The 21,652-nt window shown below is 41.0% G+C and carries 19 protein-coding genes; 12 read left to right on the top strand and 7 right to left on the bottom strand.

Going from position 1 to position 21,652, the window contains the following annotated elements; all coding sequences use genetic code 11:
- Positions 1-489 (bottom strand): IS110 family transposase (locus N523_RS0113335; protein ID WP_028835967.1); only part of this gene is annotated, 489 nt, incomplete at its 3' end.
- A gap of 408 nt (positions 490-897) precedes the next feature.
- Here N523_RS0113335 and N523_RS0113330 point away from each other — a divergent pair.
- The 3 genes from N523_RS0113330 (at position 898) to N523_RS0113320 (ending at position 2,351) form a co-directional block, all read left to right on the top strand.
- The gene (locus tag N523_RS0113330) at positions 898-1,548 is read left to right on the top strand and encodes a YidC/Oxa1 family membrane protein insertase (RefSeq protein ID WP_028835320.1); all 651 of its coding nucleotides are present in this window, start codon (positions 898-900) and stop codon (positions 1,546-1,548) included.
- Between the two features lie 27 nt (positions 1,549-1,575).
- Positions 1,576-2,001 (top strand): GNAT family N-acetyltransferase, encoded by a 426-nt coding sequence (locus tag N523_RS0113325; protein ID WP_028835319.1) that lies wholly within the window; start codon positions 1,576-1,578, stop codon positions 1,999-2,001.
- A gap of 110 nt (positions 2,002-2,111) precedes the next feature.
- Positions 2,112-2,351 carry a DUF3955 domain-containing protein gene (locus N523_RS0113320; RefSeq protein WP_028835318.1) on the top strand — a complete coding sequence of 80 codons (240 nt, stop codon included), beginning with the start codon at positions 2,112-2,114 and terminating at the stop codon, positions 2,349-2,351.
- 9 nt (positions 2,352-2,360) lie between these two features.
- Here N523_RS0113320 and N523_RS0113315 read toward each other — a convergent pair whose 3' ends face one another.
- Both N523_RS0113315 and N523_RS0113310 read right to left on the bottom strand, forming a co-directional pair.
- The gene (locus tag N523_RS0113315) at positions 2,361-2,993 is read right to left on the bottom strand and encodes a trimeric intracellular cation channel family protein (RefSeq protein ID WP_028835317.1); all 633 of its coding nucleotides are present in this window, start codon (positions 2,991-2,993) and stop codon (positions 2,361-2,363) included.
- Between the two features lie 285 nt (positions 2,994-3,278).
- Entirely contained in the window at positions 3,279-4,295 is a 1,017-nt protein-coding gene (locus N523_RS0113310; RefSeq protein ID WP_013464820.1) for a LacI family DNA-binding transcriptional regulator, read from the bottom strand.
- A 291-nt stretch (positions 4,296-4,586) separates the two neighbouring features.
- On the opposite strand from N523_RS0113310, the gene glk reads away from it, so the two are divergent.
- The 6 genes from glk to N523_RS0113280 all read left to right on the top strand — a co-directional run bounded on the left by glk (position 4,587) and on the right by N523_RS0113280 (position 11,745).
- Positions 4,587-5,585: a glucokinase gene (gene glk / locus N523_RS0113305; protein WP_016899969.1), complete on the top strand. Its 999-nt coding sequence runs from the start codon at positions 4,587-4,589 to the stop codon at positions 5,583-5,585.
- Between the two features lie 29 nt (positions 5,586-5,614).
- Positions 5,615-6,628 carry a LacI family DNA-binding transcriptional regulator gene (locus tag N523_RS0113300; protein WP_008110549.1) on the top strand — a complete coding sequence of 338 codons (1,014 nt, stop codon included), beginning with the start codon at positions 5,615-5,617 and terminating at the stop codon, positions 6,626-6,628.
- 340 nt (positions 6,629-6,968) lie between these two features.
- Positions 6,969-8,819 carry a phosphogluconate dehydratase gene (edd, locus tag N523_RS0113295; protein ID WP_028835316.1) on the top strand — a complete coding sequence of 617 codons (1,851 nt, stop codon included), beginning with the start codon at positions 6,969-6,971 and terminating at the stop codon, positions 8,817-8,819.
- 33 nt (positions 8,820-8,852) lie between these two features.
- Positions 8,853-9,485: a bifunctional 4-hydroxy-2-oxoglutarate aldolase/2-dehydro-3-deoxy-phosphogluconate aldolase gene (gene eda / locus N523_RS0113290; protein ID WP_013464823.1), complete on the top strand. Its 633-nt coding sequence runs from the start codon at positions 8,853-8,855 to the stop codon at positions 9,483-9,485.
- Positions 9,482-10,486, top strand: a complete 1,005-nt coding sequence (gene gap, locus N523_RS0113285; protein WP_013464824.1) for a type I glyceraldehyde-3-phosphate dehydrogenase — start codon at positions 9,482-9,484, stop codon at positions 10,484-10,486. The genes eda and gap overlap by 4 nt, the downstream gene beginning before the upstream one ends.
- Before the next feature lie 134 nt (positions 10,487-10,620).
- Positions 10,621-11,745, top strand: coding sequence for a sterol desaturase family protein (locus N523_RS0113280; RefSeq protein ID WP_028835315.1), 1,125 nt, complete (start codon positions 10,621-10,623; stop codon positions 11,743-11,745).
- A 46-nt stretch (positions 11,746-11,791) separates the two neighbouring features.
- Here the strand turns inward: N523_RS0113280 and N523_RS0113275 are convergent, their stop codons facing one another.
- The 4 genes from N523_RS0113275 to N523_RS0113260 form a co-directional block, all read right to left on the bottom strand.
- The gene (locus N523_RS0113275) at positions 11,792-13,069 is read right to left on the bottom strand and encodes a protein kinase (RefSeq protein ID WP_028835314.1); all 1,278 of its coding nucleotides are present in this window, start codon (positions 13,067-13,069) and stop codon (positions 11,792-11,794) included.
- A gap of 73 nt (positions 13,070-13,142) precedes the next feature.
- Complete coding sequence (locus tag N523_RS0113270; RefSeq protein ID WP_013464827.1) at positions 13,143-13,856, bottom strand: YebC/PmpR family DNA-binding transcriptional regulator; 714 nt, start codon at positions 13,854-13,856, stop codon at positions 13,143-13,145.
- Between the two features lie 198 nt (positions 13,857-14,054).
- On the bottom strand, positions 14,055-16,133 hold the full coding sequence (locus tag N523_RS0113265) for a M13 family metallopeptidase (RefSeq protein WP_028835313.1): 2,079 nt from the start codon (positions 16,131-16,133) through the stop codon (positions 14,055-14,057).
- A gap of 195 nt (positions 16,134-16,328) precedes the next feature.
- A complete protein-coding gene (locus N523_RS0113260; RefSeq protein WP_028835312.1) occupies positions 16,329-18,119 on the bottom strand; it encodes an ABCB family ABC transporter ATP-binding protein/permease in 1,791 nt (596 codons plus the stop codon).
- Between the two features lie 113 nt (positions 18,120-18,232).
- On the opposite strand from N523_RS0113260, the gene N523_RS0113255 reads away from it, so the two are divergent.
- The 3 genes from N523_RS0113255 to secF all read left to right on the top strand — a co-directional run bounded on the left by N523_RS0113255 (position 18,233) and on the right by secF (position 21,563).
- On the top strand, positions 18,233-18,694 hold the full coding sequence (locus N523_RS0113255) for a hypothetical protein (protein WP_028835311.1): 462 nt from the start codon (positions 18,233-18,235) through the stop codon (positions 18,692-18,694).
- Positions 18,695-18,802: 108 nt separating this feature from the next.
- On the top strand, positions 18,803-20,641 hold the full coding sequence (secD, locus tag N523_RS0113250) for a protein translocase subunit SecD (RefSeq protein ID WP_028835310.1): 1,839 nt from the start codon (positions 18,803-18,805) through the stop codon (positions 20,639-20,641).
- Positions 20,634-21,563: a protein translocase subunit SecF gene (gene secF, locus N523_RS0113245; protein WP_028835309.1), complete on the top strand. Its 930-nt coding sequence runs from the start codon at positions 20,634-20,636 to the stop codon at positions 21,561-21,563. The genes secD and secF overlap by 8 nt, the downstream gene beginning before the upstream one ends.
- The last annotated feature ends 89 nt before the right edge of the window (positions 21,564-21,652 follow it).

Below are 21,652 nucleotides of genomic sequence, written 5' to 3'. Positions count from 1 at the left end.
TTTTATGAGTGACGATAGTGTTTTTGGCATTATTTGAGAGCGATTTTTCTCCATCGTTTGCATATCCATTAACTGACGTCTTCTCGAGAGTAAATCGCTCATCAAGCGCATTTGCTCTGGCTTTAAAGATGATAAAGGCGGTTTAATCGCTTCACCAAAGTGAGCAATAAGTTGTGCATCAAGTTTATCCGTTTTTGCTTTTTGGCCGATAGCGCCTGCGAAGCGTTTTATGTTCACGGGATTAGCAATAACGAATGGAATATTCGCCTCAGCGCAGGCTATGATAAAAGGCTGTTCAAGACGTCCAGTTGCCTCAATAGTAACGCGTGTTACTGGGTGTTTTTTTAAGATTTGAATGGCGTGTTTAATGCCACTTTGATTATTTTCTACAGTAAAGTAAATGTCTAAAGGCCTGATATAAATATCGAGTTGTGTTTTACCTGTATCGACACCGACGTTAATTTCATTTTGATTATTTATTGTATTCATAATAAGCTGACTCTGCCTTGCTATTCTGGCTCGAGGCCCCTTTGACTATCCGAGTTTAATGCTTGGAGTTTATACAGCGTTCTAACTTGTTACCGGTCTCTCAATAGAGGAGCCTACGCTCAATCGAACTACTGTATAAAAGGCTTTGGTTGCAGCCAAAGCTTGGGCCTCACATTACCCGAACTAGGTTAAAGTATTAATTAATTTATGGGTTTATTATCCATACAAGTCGTTAAAGCAGGACACTGCTCCTCACCCGTTTTAGTGAACGACTCCACATAACATTAAGGAGCAACACAGCCTAATTGGCCCTTAAACATAGCGAGTTGATTTTAGTTTAAAATAAACCATTGACATAATATGTCATGGTGGTTACTTTTAATGCATAATATTAAAAGGAAAACTAAAATGGAAATTTGGAATTTATTTACTGATTTTATTGTGCAATCAATCACCTTTTTTACCCAAGAAGTGGGCGTAAGCCAAGCGGCTGCTATTATTTTGTTTACCGTTATTGGACGATTAGTTTTAATGCCGATTAACCTTGTCGCTATGGCTAATATGGTTAGAAATAAAAAAGCAATTGCCGCATTAAAACCTGAGCTAGATAGCATAAAAAACAAATATAAAGATCAACCCAGTCAAATAGCCCAATCGACAATGGCGCTGTATAAAAAGCACAATATTAAGTTTATCGATAAAAAAAGTGTGATTAATATGGCAAGCCAAGGTGTATTTGGCCTTGGAACTTTTCAGGCCCTGCAACAAATTGTATTTAATAGTAAGTTTGCTTGGATTACCAGTATTGCAAAGCCTGATATTGCTCTTTCGTTATTAGTGGGGGCTATTACATATTTATCTATGATGATGATGCCAGGTAGTGCAGAACAAACCAGCACCTTATTGTTCCTAGTTCCTGCAATTATTTGTGTGGTTACTCTCGTTAATTTTCCTTCTGCAATTGGTTTGTACTGGGCTGCATCAAGTAGTACTAGCTTGTTGCAGTCATTATTAGTAAATAAGTATTTTAAAAACCATCAGCCGCAGCATGCTTTGTAAAAGTCGCTAAACAAAGGAATGGCAATAATGAATATGTATTATCAGCCCACAGCCGAACTAATGGCTTCTGCACAGTTAACCTATACCAATATGCGTGGATATTATGAGCATTATGGTGTTGATTGGCAGCAACTTAAAATATGTGAGCAAATTTCAGACCTTGAAAATTGGGATGTTTTGTTAAATGGCGATGTAGTGGGTGCAATGCGCTTGGCTTTCGATGATGAGGGTTGCTATATACGTGACTTACAAGTAGATGCTGCGTTTCAAAATATGGGTGTTGGTGCAGCAGCAATTAGTGAGTGTTCTCGTTTAGCTATGCACAGAGGTGCTGTGCAACTTAGGCTTCGGGTTTTTAAAATAAGCCCTGCGCACAAGCTTTACACACGTTCAGGTTTCAGCATAGATAAGGAAGACGATAGATTTTATTATATGTCTAAAAGCTTAGTTTAATGACTGTGACTTTTATTTTAAAAAATTAATGTTGCTGAGTCACTGTAGATTAATATTCGCTCATTCAAACTGCTAATCTGACAATTTAATAAAATATTTATGGATAGTTTATGCGCTCTTTTACAAACAAAACAGCCACATTGAGTGTTTGCTTTTTATTGCTTGGCATGGGTTTTATGCTGATAGAGCACAGTCTGTATCAATATGTTGATCATAATGGTGTTCTACATGAAAGCTTGTTTATGCCCTTGAGCATACTGTGTTTTGCTTTGGGGTTATTTTTTGTGGCCAGTTTATTAGCCCGAAAAGTATTCGGGCTCTTTAAAAGCGCTAGTGGAGGTGGGCATTAACCGCTATTGTTATTGCTCATTGTTTAAGTTAGCGGGTTCTAATAAATTAAATGTCGGTAAGCGCCATTTAAAACGAACTGATGCCATGCGTATAAAATACCCAACAACTAAACTTGCAATCACACTGATATTGTCATCAATGTTGTAGTGGTGCAGTGCTAAGTATAAACACGCAACTATCAGCGCTACGCTTGCGTAGAGTTCATGGTGTAATACCAGTGGTGCTTGGCGACAAATTAAATCACGCAATAATCCACCAAATACGCCGGTAACAATAGCAGCGACCACACAAATACCATAGTGCAAACCCATATTAAGCCCAACTTGGCAGCCAATAATACTAAATGCGGCAAGCCCTAAGGCATCTAAACGCATAAATATGCCTTTAAATTTAACCACCCATTTTGCTAGCCAAGTTGTAACAATACCCGCCACGCATGTGATCAGTAAATATTCAGGATGCTTTACCCACGTTAACGGGTAATTGCCCAGTAAAATATCGCGTACGCTGCCACCCCCAATGGCTGTGGCACTGGCTACTAGCATAACCCCAAACCAATCCATGTTTCTGCGCCCAGCGCTGAGTGCACCGGTCATGGCTTCTGCTGTAATTCCGATGATGTAAACAATAGTAAGTAGCATGAAATAGTCACTTAAACTTTTAAGAGCAAAAATTAAAGTGCGATTGTAGAGATAAAATAGTGCATTGACGAGTGAAAAATCACATTAAAAACAGCCACTTTCGGATTAAAAAAACTAATGTTATAGCAAGGTGTGAATAGGCTGTTAATCTAAAGAACACTTTTGGTTTGCTGGCAAAAACAGCAAGGACAAATGACCGTAATTAAGCCAATAAAGCCCAAATAAATATAAGGGTAAGAGGAGGGGGATTTGGCTACTTTTTAAAGGGTGGCCTCATGCAATGAGTTAACTTGAGCCACGCGCAATTAAACGCGGTGGCAGCAGGGTACTTTGTACTTGCTCACCACGAATTAATTTAAGTAAGTTTTCAACTAACATTTGCCCCGCTATAGTGGTGTTTTGCTCTATGGTTGTCAGCGGCGGATTAATGTAACTTGCAATAGAAATATTATCAAAACCTATTACGGCTACATCTTTTGGCACGTTAATATTGGCTTCTTTTAGCGCGCGTATTGCGCCTATAGCAATCAGATCGCTGGCAGCAAAAAGTGCATTAAAAGTAATGTTATTAGCAATTAAAGAGCGAGTAGCATGGTAGCCAGATTCTTCGGTAGAAATTGCATTGGCAATTTTACGATCATTTAAGGTGACACCGTTTTGCTGTAGTTCGTCTTTAAAGCCATTAAAACGGGCAAAAAACTCAGGGCTGTGATCAGAGGCATCGCCAATAAATGCACAATCAGTTCGGTTATGCGCCAGTAAATGCTCAGCGGCAAGTTTACCACCGCCATAATTATCGCAACTTATAGTTAAATCAGGGCGGTTATCAACGCTTGCTCCCCAACAAACAAATTTAGTGTTTTGTTCAAGCAAGGTATTAAATTTTGGTTGAAAATCAATGTAGTCGCCATAGCCTAATAAGATTATTCCATCTGCTCGATGGCTGTCTTCGTAGTCCGCTTGCCAATCAGCGCTAGCTGATTGAAATGAAACAAGTAGATCATAACCTTCTTTTGCGCAGGCACGAGTAATACTGCCCAGCATAGCTAAAAAAAACGGATTGATTTGTGATTCATCTGAGGTTGGGTCTTCAAACAACAGCAATGCTAGGGTACTGCTTTGTTGAGTGCGAAGGTTACTGGCGTTTTTGTCTACTTTGTAATTAAGTTTTTTAGCAATATCGTGAACACGTCTTCGTGTTTCGTCATTTACCAGTGGACTATTTCGTAAAGCACGGGAAACTGTAGATTGAGACACCCCAGCATAGTGGGCTATATCAAACGAGGTGGCTTTACCTTTCATCACGATTACTTACTTAAGAGGACAATAAGGGGATATTCTCGTTTATTAGTGATTTTTTTCAAGCTTATTTGTCAATAAAGGCATTTTTTTATTGATTTTTTAATGACACCGGTGTCACAATAAGGGCGTTTTATCATTTTGTTGTCAAAACGTATTAGCTACCTTTATTATTAAAGGTAGCATTTTTTTACAGTGATAGCTGCTTTGAGGTGATAGCTCAAAGTAAATAAGTATCAATGATACCCCATTAAAATAATAAGTACTCATTACTTAAACAAAAGAGATAACACTATGGGTTTACACTCTAGCACACACTTTGATCCTATTCTGGTTGCTGATATTGGCGGCACAAATGCTCGTTTTGCGTTGATCACTGGGTTCGACGAATCAAGTAATCAATTTACTATTGAGCATAATCATACTTTTCCCAGTGCTAACTATGGATCGCTCGAAAGTGCTACCGAGTACTACTTATCAACAGTGTCTCATATAACCCCTAAACGCGCATGCCTTGCAGTAGCAGGCCCTATAAATGCAGGGCAAGTTCATTTAACTAATTTAGGTTGGCACTTTAGCGTTAATGATTTTAAACACCACTTTGACCTTGCTCAATTAAGCGTTATAAATGACTTTGCTGCTTTTGCCTACGCAGCACCGTATTTAGATCCTTCACAAAATGTCACTGTTAAACCTGGTCAAGCGGATGAGTCTGCCAATATAGGTGTAATGGGTCCAGGCACTGGTTTTGGTGCAGCATGCTTAGTGAGAACCGCACATTCGTGCGCGGTGATGAGTTCAGAAGGCGGGCACATTTCGTTAGCAGCCGTTAATCAACTCGACGCTCAACTTATTCAAGAACTTAAAAAAGATCACCCTCATGTATCGGTAGAAACGGTATTTTCGGGCCCTGGCATTGCTCATTTATATAAAGCCATGGCTGCGGTTAAAGGGGTGGCTGCAAAAAATTTAGATGCCGCACAAATTAGCAGCTTAGCCAATAGCGGTGAATGTGAAGTGTGTGATGCAACGCTTAATCAATTTTGTGACTGGATTGGCAGTGTTGCGGGCGATTTAGCATTGGCCTACGGCGCCTTAGGCGGCCTTTATATTGGCGGAGGAATTCTACCACGCATGCAAGCTCGTTTACTTGAAAGTCGCTTTATTGAGCGCTTTTCGCAAAAAGGCATTATGTCGCAGTACACAGGTCAAATTCCGGTGACGTTAGTAACACAAGACAACATCCCTTTAATTGGAGCTGCCGCGTGTTTACATACGAGTCAACAGGATTAATCGCTTTGCATAGGTTTGGAAATAAATAGATGAAAAAAGTCACTATAAACAGCGTTGCCAGTCATGCAGGTGTTTCTAAAAAAACCGTATCGCGAGTACTCAACAATGAGCCTAATGTCAGTGCAGCTACACGCGAAAAAGTGTTAGCCGTATTTAAAGAGCTAGATTACACCCCAAACCCAATTGCACGCGGCCTTGCACAAAATCGCAGCTTTATCATTGGTTGCATTTACGATAACCCTAGTAAAAGTTATATCACCCGTGTGCAAACAGGCGCACTGGCTGCCTGCCAAGAGAACAACTATAACTTGCTTATTCATCCTTGTGAGCTCAGGGGGGATGCACTCATTAACAATATTGAGCAGTTATTGCAGTCATCACGCCTTGACGGTTTAGTATTAACCCCGCCATTTTGTGATTTTGGCGAGTTGGTAGATTTTTTAAAGTCGAAAAAAATCCCTTATGCTCGAGTCGCTTCTGCAATTTTAGATGATGATTCTATTTCTGTGACCAGCAATGACGAGCAGGGGGCGTTTGAAATTACCGAGCATTTAATAAATCTAGGACATACGTCTATCGCGTTTATTAAAGGTCACCCAGATCACAGTGCCACTGAGCAGCGTTTTAAAGGTTACAGGCGCGCATTAACAACTCATGGCATTGAATTTAACGAACGCTTAGTTGAAGAGGGTAACTTTAGTTACCATTCAGGAGTAGACAGTGCGCGTAGTATTTTAGATTTATCACCACGTCCTACCGCTGTATTTGCATCAAACGACTACATGGCAGCGGCAGTACTCAAATTAGCCACGCAGCGTAACTTACGTGTACCTGATGATATTTCTATCGCTGGGTTTGATAATGCACCAATAGCGCGCCACATTTGGCCTGGGCTGACCACCATAGCGCAACCTGTAGAAGAAATGACAAAACAAGCCGTTACGCAATTGATCACCCATATTATTGAGCCGCAAGAGTCGCCATATAAAGTGATTTTAGAAGCAAAATTAATCACGCGAGAGTCAACTGCAGCCGTAAAATAAAACCCTTTTTTCACAGTAGCCCGAGTATGAGTGACGCTTACTCGGGCTTTTTTTTGTCTGTACTTTTAATTTTCATTATTTGCTTGCTGGTATTTCACTAAAAATTCACGTTTATTTATTGTACATGTTAAAAAAATTGGCTATTTTTATGACTCAGGGTTGACACCGGTGTCAATGTCATGCGTTAATACCCTGACACCGGTGTCAGGGTTGTTGTGAGAGGCTCCCTGGTAGCGTACCTTTGAACGGGTAAGTCAAAGATGCTCAGTACAGTTATTTTCGTGGAGTCTATAATTGTTACTGAGCCTTTATCCTCTAACGAATAGAGATGAGTAAAATTATGTTGCACCCTCGAATTCAAGAAGTCACAGAACGCGTTATTGAGCGCAGTAAACAAACCCGTCAAGCCTATTTAGATCGTATTTCGCACGCAAAAAAACAAACAAGAGTTCGTGCTGGATTAGGCTGTGGCAATATTGCTCATGTAATGGCTGCGTGTAGCAGCGATGACAAAGCGCGTTTAAAAGCAGACGAGGTGCCAAACCTTGCAATTATCAATTCATATAACGACATGTTATCTGCACATGTGCCTTACAAAGAATACCCCGATTTAATTAAAAGCATTGCCACTAAATTTGACGCCACCGCGCAAGTTGCTGGCGGTGTACCTGCGATGTGTGATGGTGTTACGCAAGGGCGTGATGGCATGGAACTATCGCTTTTTTCTCGTGACGTTATTGCTATGTCTACTGCGGTTTCGTTATCGCATGACGTGTTTGATGGTGTGTTTTGTTTAGGTGTATGTGACAAAATTGTCCCAGGCCTATTAATTGGTGCTTTATCATTTGGTCACTTACCTGTGTATTTTTTACCAGCAGGGCCTATGCAATCAGGTATTCCAAACAAAGACAAAGCACGTGTTCGTCAAAAGTTTGCACAAGGACTGGTATCTCGTGAAGAGCTACTAGAAGCTGAAAGCGCTTCTTATCACAGTGCGGGTACCTGTACGTTTTATGGTACCGCTAATTCAAATCAAATGTTGATGGAAATAATGGGCTTACACTTACCAGGTAGCTCGTTTATAAACCCATACACAGAACTGCGTGATGGCTTAACCGGTAATGCGGTTGAAACCATGCTTAAGCAGCTTACTGAAAACAAAGATGGCCCGTGTTTAGCGGATGTGATCAGCGAAAAAACTATAATTAACGGCTTAGTTGGCTTGTTATCAACAGGTGGCTCAACCAATCATGCAATCCATATTGTGGCGATTGCTAAAGCGGCTGGTATTCAAGTTACATGGAAAGACATGTCTGATTTATCAGCGGTTGTTCCACTACTGACGCGTATTTACCCAAATGGCTCAGCAGATGTTAATCACTTTCAAGCAGCCGGCGGCATGGGCTTCTTGATGCGTGAATTAGCAGGTGCTGGTTACCTTCATACAGACGTAACCACTATTTTAGGCGAAGGCCTTGCACCTTACATGTGTGAGCCACTACTCGATAAAGACGATAACTTGATTATTAGTGATGCGAACGGCCCAAGCAAAGTTAAATGGGTAGCGTGTCCAGAAAACTCACATGATGAAGAAGTACTTCGCCCAGTAAGTAACCCATTTAGTAAGCAAGGTGGTTTACAGCTACTAACGGGTAACTTAGGTAAAGCGGTTATTAAAGTCTCTGCGGTTGCAGAGTCTCATCAAGTGGTGTCGGCACCGGCTAAAGTATTTAGCTCACAAGGTGAGTTACAAGATGCCTATAGCCGTGGCGAACTTAACCAAGATTTTATTGCTGTACTTAAAGAGCAAGGGCCAAAAGCCAAAGGCATGCCTGAGCTTCATAAGCTCACACCGGTAATGGCAACATTACAAGATCAGGGCTATAAAGTGGCTATTGTTACCGACGGTCGTATGTCGGGCGCATCAGGCAAAGTACCAGCGGCAATCCATTTAGCACCTGAAGCGGTTGAAGGTGGGATTATTGCTAAAATTCATGAAGGCGATATTGTTACTCTAGATGCGCCAAATGGTATTTTAAAACTGCATGTTAGCGATGAAGAGCTTGCACAGCGTGAGCTACAAATTAGCCAAGCAAGCCAAACGTTTGGTACAGGTCGTGAATTATTTACTGGATTTAGAAACATAGTAAGCAGTGCCGATTTAGGTGCAAGTGCTTTTGGACTTGAATAATAATTAGCCATATTGGGTAATGAGGAACAAGTAATGAGTATTGAAAAAATCTTAGCATCGGCACCGGTAGTGCCAGTGGTGGTAATCGAAAAATTAGAAGATGCAGCACCACTTGCAAGAGCGTTATATAACGGTGGCCTAAAAGCACTTGAAATTACACTGCGTACACCCATTGCAGCTGAGGCTGTAAAACTAATGAAAGCAGAAGTGCCCGAAGCTTATGTTGGTACAGGTACTGTGGTTGATAAAGCAAGCTTTAACGCATCAGTAGAAGCGGGTGCTGACTTTATGGTAAGCCCAGGTGTTAGCGATGAGTTATTAGCGCTGGCAAAAGAGTCTACTATTCCATTTTTACCTGGTGCAGCGACCCCAAGCGAAGTGATGAACTTAGCTGCTCATGGTTTTAAGTTCTTAAAGTTTTTTCCTGCAGAAGCTGCAGGCGGTGCTGCTATGCTTAAATCTATTGGCGGCCCATTACCTGATATTACTTTTTGTCCAACCGGTGGCATTAGTTTAGCAACCGCACCTGATTACTTAGCACTTAACAATGTTATTTGTGTAGGTGGTACCTGGATGTTAGATAAGCAACTTATTGAAAATAAAGACTGGCAAGCTATTGAAACGCTTGCTCGCCAAGCATGTGAAGTTAATAGGAGTCAAAAATGATTAATGTAGCAATTAATGGCTACGGCCGAATTGGTCGTAATGTATTACGTGCACTGTATGAATCAGCGCAAAATAATGAAATTAAAATTGTGGCTATTAACGATTTAGCCCCAGCCAATGTAAATGCTCATCTGACTCAGTTTGACTCAGTACATGGTCGTTTTTCACAGCAAGTAACGCTTAAAGACAACACCATGTTAATTGGCGATGATGTGATCACCTTAACGCAAGAACGCGATCCTGCGAATTTACCGTGGAAAGCACTAAACGTTGACATAGTACTTGAATGTACAGGGTTATTTACGTCACGCGAAGCGGCTAATAAGCATATTGAAGCGGGCGCCAAAAAAGTAGTGGTATCGGCACCTGGTACAGATATGGATGCAACGGTAGTTCATGGTGTAAACAGCGATGTAATTAATGCTGACAGCAATATCATCTCAAACGCGTCGTGTACAACTAACTGTTTAGCACCAGTGGCCAAAGCAATAAACGATACGGTAGGGATTGAACAAGGTAGCATGACTACTATTCATGCTTACACCAACGATCAAAATTTATCTGACGTATACCATCCAGATTTATACCGCGCGCGTAGTGCGACTCAATCTATGATCCCAACTAAAACGGGCGCTGCAAAAGCGGTTGGTTTAGTATTGCCTGAGCTGGCAGGTAAATTAGATGGCATGGCGGTACGTGTACCTACAATTAATGTGTCGTTAGTTGATTTAACGTTTATTGCTAAACGTGACACAAGCATTGAAGAAATTAACCAAGTGGTTAAAGCAGCCTCAGAAGGGCCAATGAAAGGTATTTTAGAGTACAACGAGCTGCCGCTTGTTTCTATCGACTTTAACCATAACCCAGCTTCATCTATTTTTGATGCAACGCAAACACGTGCTGATGGTAAATTAGTTAAAGTAATGGCGTGGTACGACAACGAATGGGGTTTCTCAAACCGCATGTTAGATCAAGTTAAAGCGCTGGGTGCCTATTTATAAATTTTCCGTGTAGTTAATTTAGCTTTATCCAGCCAAGCCACGCATTGCGTGGCTTTTTTTGTGTTTTAGTTAGCCCAAAATTTGCTAGAATATGCGCACTAGAATAGGGACTGCATATTATATTAAGGAAAATAATGCTAAAACACGTCACTAAAAAAATATTTCGCACCAGTCACCTGCAAATTGGTGAGGGTAATATCAGCGGTTACATTGCTTGCTTTTTGGCGATATTAAGTTGCTTGGGAGTGCTTGCATTCCACTTCCCTGAATATTTAACGACTCCAGAATTGCGTAAAAGTTATAGCGTCGAGTTTTTACGTCAACTTATGTTTGTTGCCCTTATTATTTCAGGAAGCCTGGGTTTACTTAATTTTGTACGAAATACCAATAAGCGCTTGGGGGCGACTGCGTGGTTTTTTATTGTACTTGCAATTGGCTTTGGCGGCCCGAATGTTGAAGTGAATGACTTTGCCGATAACACCCCATTTATTGGCTTAGACTGGTTTATATTAGACTTATTAGGCTCAACCTTAATTTTTATTTTAATTGAAAAACTGCTTCCGCATCGAAAAGAGCAAAAAATACTGCGTAGTGAATGGCGCGGGGATTTAAACCATTTCTTTGTCAATCATCTAATAGTAGGCTTTGTATTACTGGTTACTAATCATTTTGTGCATTATGGTTTTGGTTGGGCGGTGTCGAGCACATTACAAGGTTACATAGCGCAAATGCCGTTTATACTGCAGCTATTTTTAATTATTTTGGTGGCTGATTTAATGCAGTATTGGACACATCGTGCTTATCACGAAGTCCCCTTTTTATGGCGATTTCATGGTGTCCATCACAGTGCCAAAGAAATGGATTGGCTCGCAGGCTCTCGTCAGCATATTTTAGAAATACTTATCACCCGTAGTTTAGTGTTAACGCCTATATTTGTGCTGGGTTTTTCACAGCAAATTATTAGTTTGTACGTGATTATTGTAGGCTTTCAAGCGGTATTTAATCACGCTAACGTAAATGTAAAATTTGGGTGGTTAAAGTATTTTATGGTTACACCACAGTTTCACCATTGGCATCACGCATCCGATAAAGCCGCAATTGATAGAAATTATGCAGCCCATTTTTCGTTTTTAGATTACTTGTTTGGCTCTGCAGTAAAAGGGCAAGCAGAGTGGCCTAAAGAATATGGGGTTGTGGGTGATTACATGCCTGTAGGTATGCTAAAGCAACAAATTTACCCGTTTAAAAAACAAAAATAGTGTTCAATTTTAGATTGCGGCCATAATATTAATGGCCGCATAACCATTATAAAAAGTCAGCTAATGCGCCAAGTGTTGGCCGCTGTGCGATATTTTCGCTCATGCATTGCTGCGCAATATGTTGTAAGTGCATTACTTCAGCACTTTGTTCTTGGCAGGTTGTGAGTAAATCCTCGATTAAACACCCTAAAGCACGCACTTCTATTAACTGCATTTGTTGACGTTGATAGTCACTGAGCATAGTAAGATCAGTGGCCGCGCCAAAATCCCCAAACAGCACACGCGCGTGCGGGTCAACCATGGTATTGTGCGCATATATATCACCATGGCTTATATTGTGCTGGTGCAAGTGGGCCACAGTGCTAACCATTTGCTGCGCTATGGCATAAATTACTTGGGTAGAGTAGTGGCAATCGCTTTCAAATGTATCTCGAGTACAGGTATCAAGGCTCGGCGGTAAACCAAGATTTGTAAAGCTTGTATCAATTAACTCCATCACTAAACCAAGCTGTTGCTGTTGTTCAATGTAAGCCAGTACTTTAATTAAGTTTGGATGCTCAAGCGCTTGCAAGCAGCAATTAACTTCATCCAGCGGATAACCATCGCTTGTAATAGTCCCTTTAAATAACTTAACAGCAACCGGCTCTTTATTCGTTGAATAAGCAAGATGGATAATCCCTGATGCGCCTTGGCCTATTACTTTACTGAGCGAGTAGTCACTCAGTGGTTTATTGGCTAAATTTGATTGGGTAAGGCACTGTGATTTATTAAAGCAATTACCTGCAAATGCAAGCCAAGTCAGCTTTGGTAGTTCAAATAGCCAATCATCAATTTGAGTTAACTGATTTGCAGAGAGCCTAACTAGTTCTAGGTTATGGCAATTTGCCATGCTTATTGGAAGTTCATTAAGCTGATTACCTGCCAATGCCAGCTTTTTAAGCGCAGTGTATTGGCCAAATGTTGCAGGCAGCTTAGCTATTTTATTATCTGTAAGAATAAGCCATTCAATCGTTTTAGGTAGGCAGTGATCTGCAAATTCAGTGATGTAATTACCTTTAAATGCAACCATGATCAAAGCAGGGCACTTAGCGAGTATTTTAGGTATATGTTTAAACTGATTAAACGATAAAAACAGTCGTTTTAATTTTGTTAAGCAGGCAAATTCATCAGGTAAATCAGATAAATTGTTATTAGATAAATCCAAGACTTCGAGGGTATCCGCGAGGGTAAAAATTTCCTCTGGAAAGTGGCTTAGCGCTTCAACTAATTGTAGGTGTTTAGCACCAAGTAATTGGCCGCTGCGAAGTTGTGAAAGGGTATTCAAAATTAATAATCCATTTTAAAATCAACAAAAAGGCCAACTAAGTTGGCCTTTAAACACGATTAAGCTTTAATGTTTAAAATTGTGCGTTGTGGTACACGTTTTGTACGTCGTCACAATCTTCAAGCATGGCTAAAAAGCGTTCCATCACTTCTACATCTTCGCCTTCAATAGGGGCTTCTACTTGGGGTACAAAGGCAATTAAGTCTTCGTCAAATTCTGTCACACCCATTTCTTCAAGTGCGGTACGCGTATTGTTGTATTCAGTGTGTGGAGCAAATACGGTTACTTTACCGTTTTCTACTTCTACATCGGTTACATCAACGTCAGCCATCATTAGCGCTTCAAGAACGGTTTCATCGTCGTCACCGTCAAATACAAAAATAGCAAGGTGATCAAATAAGTGTGATACCGAGTTTTGTGCGCCAATTTTAGCGTTTGCTTTAGTAAAACACACACGTACATCAGCAAAGGTACGTTTGTTGTTGTCGGTTAAACAGTCAACAATAATCATGCAATTACCTGGGCCGTAACCTTCGTAGCGCGTAGCTGCATAGTCTTCACCGCCGCCGCCTTTGGCTTTATCAATGGCGCGTTCAATTACGTGAGCCGGTACTTGGTCTTTTTTAGCGCGTTCAATTAAACGACGCAGTGCTAGGTTACCGTCTGGATCAACACCGCCGTTTTTAGCACAAATATAAATCTCTTTACCGTATTTTGAATAAACTTTAGTTTTAGCACCCGCAGTTTTAGCCATTGAATCTTTTTTGTTTTGGTAAGCTCTTCCCATCTGCGTTTCGCCTTAATATGTATAAATAATTGAAAAAATTTGCAAGCCCATATTCTAAAGGTAAATGCCGGGCAGGGCTAGTAAGTATTGAGATTGATTACTAAGTAACGGGGGAAACAGTTATTATGAATGGAAAATAAAACAACCCGCCGAAGCGGGTTGTTTATTCGTTACAAATGATGAACGTTTGTCAGAGTATTACCAAATACGAACACGTTCGTCTTCTGGTAAGTACAACTCATCACCTGGTTTTACATCAAATGCTTTGTACCAAGCGTCGTGGTTACGAGGAGCTTGTGCTCTAAAGCGACCTGGCGCATGCGTACCGCCACGTAATTGGTTTAACATGCTTTGCTCAGTACGTTTTTCTTTCCATACTTGTGCCCACGCTAAGAAGAAACGTTGATCGCCGGTTACACCATCAATCACAGGGGCTTCTTTACCATTTAGGCTTAGTTTGTAAGCATGATAAGCCATGGCTAAACCACCTACATCACCAATATTTTCACCTAAGCTGTTGCGGCCATTTACAAAGTTACCCGGAATTGGCTCATATTTGCTGTACTGAGCCGCCAGTTTGTCGGCTTTAGCATCAAAAGCAGCACGGTCTTCGTCAGTCCACCAGTTACGTTGTATGCCGTTAGCATCTGATTTTGACCCTTGGTCATCAAAGCCATGGCCCATTTCGTGGCCAATCACGGCACCAATACCACCGTAGTTTACCGCAGGATCTGCATTTGGATCGAAAAACGGCGGTTGTAAAATAGCGGCAGGAAATACAATTTCATTAAATGAGCTATTGTAATAAGCATTTACACGTTGTGGTGTCATACCCCAGCGATTGCGGTCGGTCTTTTTCAGCTCTTTTTCAACGCTATCGGCTTGGAAAAACTCACGCATATTTTTTACATTAGCCATTAAATCATTTTTGCTAATACTTAAGCCTTCGTAAGATTGCCATTCGTCTGGGTAACCAATTTTTGGCACAAACGCCGCTAATTTTGCACGCGCATTTACTTTTGTTTCTGCGCCCATCCAATCTAGGTTATCAATACGCTCGCCAAGGGCTGTGCGTAAGTTTTCAACCAGCTCAGACATTTGCTGCTTCGATGACTCAGGGAAGTAATGATCTACATAAATTTTACCAATCGCAAAGCCTAGTGAACTAGTGCCTGACATTTGGCTGATCGCACGTTTCCAGCGCGGACGAGGCTCTTGTTGACCATTTAACTCTTTACCAAAGAAAGCAAAGCTGGTGTTAAATATGTCTTCTGACAACAGCCCAGCGTTACCATTAATTGCATGGTATGTTAGGTAGTCTTTCCATACGCTTATATCTTCGTTGTTGATTAAATCAATCATGGCCTTTACAGGTTCAGGCTGCGACACGTTTAGCTGCGGTACTTTGTAACCTGTTTGCGCAAAGTATAAATCCCAATTAAATCCAGGGTACTGGGTACTTAATTCGTCGCGTTTTATTTGGTTTAACGTTATGTCACGATTACGGCGTTTTTCACGTGGCCAATGACCTTCTGCAATTTTTGTCTCTAGCGCTAAAATTGCTTGTGCACGTTCAGTGGTATTTTCAACACCAGCAAATTTAAGTATGTCGGCAATATGTGCAACATACGCTTCACGAGTTTTTACAAAACGCTCTGCATCTTCAAGGTAATATGAACGATCAGGTAAGCCTAAACCACCAGCACCTAACGACATTTCGTATTTATTAGGATCTAAGCGGTTAAACCACATACCACCACCAATTGGGGCGCTAACACCAGTGAGCCATGAATTACCAAAGATTTTTGCTAAGTCATCAGTTGAGTCGACAGCGTTAATATCGTTAAGCAATGGCTTAATGGGAGTCACACCGAGCTTATTAAGCGTGTCGGTATCCATGTACGAATTATAAAAGTCAGCAACTAGTTGTTCTTCTGCATTTAAATTTTCACGTGCTGCAATGTCTTCAATAATTTCTTTTACGCGGTCTTCACTTCGCTCAGCTAACGCAGAAAACGCACCGTAGCGTGTTTTATCTGCTGGCATTTCGTAATTGTCGTACCATGAACCGCTGGCATACATAAAAAAGTCATCGCCTGGTTTTACAGCTTCATTGCGGGCAGTTAAATCAACCCCAAATGTGCCTAATTCAGCTTGCTCAGTTGCTTGTGGTTTTTCAGCAACGGCTGCGACTTGCTCAGTTTTTGTAGTTTGTGGCTCTGAACAGCCGGTAATAAATGTAGCGGCGAGTGCCGCTGCAATTAAACTTTTTTTCATTACTTTCCCCTATGAATTCACGTTATTTAATTCGTTATATTTTTGTTATAAAAATAGCTATTTGATTGTATTGATAACTTCACTTCAAACAAACCTTTTGAGGTGAATAACCGTACCGGTCGATAAGATGAATAAAATACTATCAAAATAGCAAAAAAACACTCAACTACTTAAATCGTTCTTGAGCGGCTTAGTTTATTGCGCCTTTGACTGCTTTTGCTGTAATGCCCACATACGAGCATATTCACCGTTTTGATTTAGTAGTTCTTGGTGTTTGCCTTGTTCAATAATTTCACCGGCTTTTAAAACAATAATTGAGTCTGCATCGGTTATGGTCGAAAGTCGATGTGCAATAACAATACTGGTGTGATCATTTGCCACTTCTCGCATTGCTTTTAAAATAGCTTGCTCTGCATGAGAGTCGAGCGCGGAAGTTGCTTCATCAAAGATTAAGATGGGTGATTGCTTTAAAATAGCACGGGCAATGGCAATCCGTTGTTTTTCACCCCCTGAGACTTTTAACCCGCGCTCACCCACGAGGGTTTTATCGCCTTTGTCTAAGCTATTTATAAAGTCGGTTAAGTGCGCCATGTTAATTGCTTTATTTATTTCATCTTCAGTTGCTGAGGGTCTGCCATAGGCAATATTCTCACGGATGGTGCTATTAAACAGCACAGTATCTTGGGGGACTATCGCAATGGCTTTACGCAAGCTTGCAAGAGTAACTGTATTAATTGCTTGTTTATCTATGCTAATAGTGCCTGATGACAGCTCATAAAAGCGATACAGTAATCGGGCTAATGAGCTTTTTCCTGCACCACTTGCACCCACAATCGCGACTTTTGAGCCGGCAGCAACATTAAAGCTAATGCTTTTTAAAATAGGCCTTTTACTGTCGTAGTGAAAGCTTACTTTATCAAAGCTAATTTCACCTTGTTTAATGACCAACTCTTTGGCCTCATGAGCATCCGCCACTTTAGGTTGTGTATTAAGCAGGCCGAGCATGTTTTCAAGGTCGGTAAGGGCACGGCGTATTTCGCGATATACAAACCCTAAAAAGTTGAGCGGTAAAAAGAGTTGAATCATATACGCATTGATCATCACAAGTTCACCAATCGTTAACTCGCCCGTGACAACTTCGCTTGCGCCAAGCCACATTAATGCGGTTATTGCACAGGCAATAATGAGTGCTTGCCCTGAATTTAGCGCCAGTAACGAGAGTCTGTTTTTTAATCGTGCTTGTTCCCAGGTTGCTAAAAACGTATCGTAAGTTTTAGCTTCATACTCTTCGTTATTAAAGTATTTAACGGTTTCGTAATTTAATAAGCTGTCGATGGCGCGGGTGTTACTTTGGTTGTCAGCAGCGTTTGACTCACGAATAAAGCGGTTTCGCCATTGGGTAACCGTCACCGTAAAAAAGATATAAATAGCCACAGCAAGTAGGGTGATCAGCGCAAACCAAATAGAAAACAAGGTGCCAAAAATAATCGCCACGGTCATTATTTCAAACAACGTGGGCACAATATTAAACATTAAAAAGCGCATTAAAAAGCTTAAACCACTGGTGCCGCGCTCTATGTCTCGACTTATACCGCCAGTTTGTCTGTCTAAATGAAAGGCTAAATCTAACGAATGCAAATGTTTAAATACTTTAAGGCCAATATCACGCATGGCATGCTCGGTGACTCGAGAAAATACAGCATCGCGTACTTCACCTAAAAACACGCTGGCAAATCGCAGTGCGCCGTACATAACGAGTAATAAGGTTGGGACGAGGAGTAGCGGGTTAATTGATTTATCAACCGCATCAATTATTTCTTTTAAAGCCCATGGCATGAGCAATGTCGCGCCTTTAGCACCCACAAGCGCTAATATGGCAATAAGCACACGCCCTTTAAATTTAGTGATATAAGGCCAAAGAGTTTGAATGCTTTGTTTTAAATTCATGGCATCGGGGCGTTTTACTGAACTTTGTCTGGAGCGCATTGAGGATCTCAGTATTTGTTTTTATATAAATGAAATAGCTTAATGTTGGCTATTGTATTTTAATTAGCTGCCCTTATATACTAGCTATCCTTTATTTTAGTTTTAAATGACAGATGTTTAAATTTCGCGTTTTTTTAGCTACTTGCTTGTTTTTTGCTGCACTCTTTAGTGTGCAAAGCCATGCTATGGGCGTAAAGCACGAATTAAACAGTAACCAAAGCAGTTATAGCCATGTTGTTAATGTCGAAAACTTAACTAACGCTCCCACACCGTTAAAGTCGCTAGGTAATTTACAGCATAAAAACTCAAAGCATTCTGAGTTTGCTGCGCATCAACCTAGGCTAACAGCCAATAACTCCTTTTTATTTTTACACAGTGCGCAGGGCGATCCTGAATACGATGTAGTGCATGAGTTTTTTGCGCTAAATGGGTGTAGGCATATTTTTTTGCGACCGCAAGCAGTCACCATAAATCAGCCTTGGTATACCTGGGTATTTAAAAGTAAAAAGTCGCGCTTGAGCGGCTGGAAAGATGCGAATCTGTTATACACCGCTGTAACCACCTACCACGCTTAAAGTTCCTTAATTATCGTTAATTGGTTTTAACGCATCGCGTTTTGACCTTAAGTTTAATTGTGCCTAATAGGTACGTTACTGGGCTATGCCGAGTAATAAGGAACAACTATGTTAAGTTTAAAAAAACAAAAAAAGCCATTTATGGCTAAATTTAAATTAAGCTATGTAGCCATGTTGGTTGTATTGGTTTTACTGGCAATAAGCGCTTTACCTAATTTATACCCGAATAAATCGTGGTTGCATATTAGTGCCGCACCTGAGGTTAAAACACAATCAATACCAAGTACTGAAAACATAGTGCGCTTTTTAAATAGCCAAGGTTTTGAGGTCAGCCAAGGGGTAGAAAACCAAGCAACAATTAATGTGCTTTTAAATACACCTACGCAAAGTGCCCAAGCTCAAGCGGCTATAAAATCGAATTACCCAAATACACAAGTTAAAATTGTAGAACATGCAACCAGCCCTGTTTGGTTACAAGAGTTTGGTTTATCGCCCATAAAGCTGGGTCTTGATTTAAACGGCGGGGTATTGTTTGTACTTGATGTTGATTTAGATAAAGCCATTGATGAGCAATTACTCAGTGCTTACCAGCAAACGAAAGCCATTATTGTTAAACAAAAAGCCTATGGTGTTAAAGCAAAGCAAACTAACCAAGGCTTTGAAATAAGTGCATTAGAAAATGCAGCCGAAAAGCTAACCTCAGTTATTAACGACCTTAAAAGCCGCTTTGAAAATCTAACTATAACCACATCAACTCATGGCAACTTACAGGTCGTTAAAGTGAGTTATTCTGAGCAAGGGCGCAGCGCATTTGATAAACAAGTCATGAGCCAAACACTCACTACGCTTCGCTCACGCATTGAAGAGTTAGGAATTACCGAGGCGGTTACACAGCGCCAAGGTAAGCAGCGCATTCGCATTGAGCTACCCGGCGTCCAAGACCCAGCCGAGGCAAAACGTATTATTGGTGCTACCGCGTCACTTGGGTTTTATCAACTTAAAGAGATTGGCGGGCAAACATTTAATTTGCAATCGGGTGGGACTATTAAGCTCGACCCTGTGCCTATTTTTACTGGTGAGCATATTAATAATGCCAATATTGGCCGTGATGACTGGGGTAAACCTTTAGTACAACTGAGCCTAGATAGCCAAGGTGGCGATGCTATGTCGGCGTTTTCTAAGGCGAATATAGGCAAGCCGATGGCAACGCTCTATTCAGAGTATTCACAAAATGCTAAAGGTGAAGTGGTTAAAAAAAGCGAAGTCATTAATGTGGCGAATATAGCCCAGCATTTAAGCTCACGCTTTAGTATAACCAATATGCAAAGCCAGCAAGCGGCTGCCGATTTAGCGCTATTACTCCGTGCAGGATCGCTTACGGCGCCAGTGACCATAGTACATGAACAAACTATTGGTCCAAACCTTGGCCAAGACAACATTAACAATGGATTGGCGGCGTTAATGTTAGGCATGGGGTTAACGCTTGCCTTTATGGCGCTGTGGTATCGTCGTTTAGGGCTTATTGCAAATGTTGCGTTAGTTTTAAATTTAACGTCTTTAGTGGGGTTAATGTCATTATTACCTGGGGTGGTTTTAACACTTCCTGGTATTGCAGGTTTGGTGCTAACCATAGGAATGGCGGTTGATACTAACGTGATTATATTTGAACGTATAAAAGAAGAGCGCCGCAAAGGACGCCCTCCATATCAAGCGATACAAGAGGGCTATAAACAGGCAGCGAATACGATTTTAGATGCCAATATTACCACGATGATCACCGCGATTATTTTATATGGCATAGGTTATGGCCCTGTAAAAGGCTTTGCTATAACGCTGGCGCTGGGACTTATCACATCGGTATTTACTGGTGTGTATGTATCGAAATATTTAAGCCAAAGCTTATATTTAAAGCTGGGTAAAAAAGCAGGAGTAAACGCGCATGCTTAATTCTTTTTTAAAATGTGAGGCAGGGTCTGGTATACGTTATACAGGCATGCTGATCAGCGCCATATTTGTGTTGTTGTCGGTATTCACCATTGCACAAAAAGGGCTAAACTTTGGCCTTGATTTTACGGGTGGATACTTAACAGAGTTTACCACCAGCCAAGGTGTTGAACTAAAACAGCTTGAGCAATTTATTGCAAAAAATCATCAGGGTGAATTTGAGCTAACAGCACAGGGCAATAATCATTTTCAACTAACACAAGGCCCCAATAATACAAGCAATAACGATGACTGGAAAACGGCTATAATCCAAAACCCAACTATAAATGCTGAGGTTTTATCATCGGCTTATATTGGCTCTCAAGTGGGTGATGAACTATTTGAACAAGGCTGCTTAGCATTATTTGCTGCGATGGTCGCGGTAATGATTTATTTAGCTGTTCGTTTTGAATGGCGTTTGGCATTAGGCTCTGTGGTGGCTTTATTTCATGACTTAGTGCTGGTGGTTGGCTTATTCTCATGGTTACAAATAGAGTTTAACCTAACTGTTTTAGCCAGTTTGTTGGCGATTATTGGCTACTCACTAAATGACTCAATAATAGTTGGAGATAGGGTGCGCGAGCTGTTGCGCATACCAACAAACATCACACTCAAACCAAGCAGTATTATCAACAGTGCTATTAAAAGCACCTTAACTCGTACGCTTATTACCTCCGGGACTACGCTCGCAACGGTGGCAAGTGTTTGGCTGTTAGCAGGGGCTCCGCTTCAGGGATTTGCAATTGCTCTGTTTGCAGGAATAGTCGTAGGCACGTTATCGTCCATTTGTATTGCTGCAACATTACCCGAGCTACTTGGGTTAAGTGCTAAAAACTACGATAAGCAAGTGGATCAGCAAACGCAGGCATTAATGGATATGCCATAGGCTTAAATCAGCATTGTTGTTACACAGCAAAGGGATAGTGTTAGGTGTAGCAACAATGCTAAAATGGCAAATTATTTTACCGTATTTAG

It is taken from the genome of Pseudoalteromonas sp. 23_GOM-1509m (assembly GCF_000518425.1).
Taxonomy (GTDB): domain Bacteria; phylum Pseudomonadota; class Gammaproteobacteria; order Enterobacterales; family Alteromonadaceae; genus Pseudoalteromonas; species Pseudoalteromonas tetraodonis.
The sequence above is the reverse complement of the archived record's forward strand: the minus strand, read 5'-3'. Positions and strand labels throughout refer to the sequence as shown.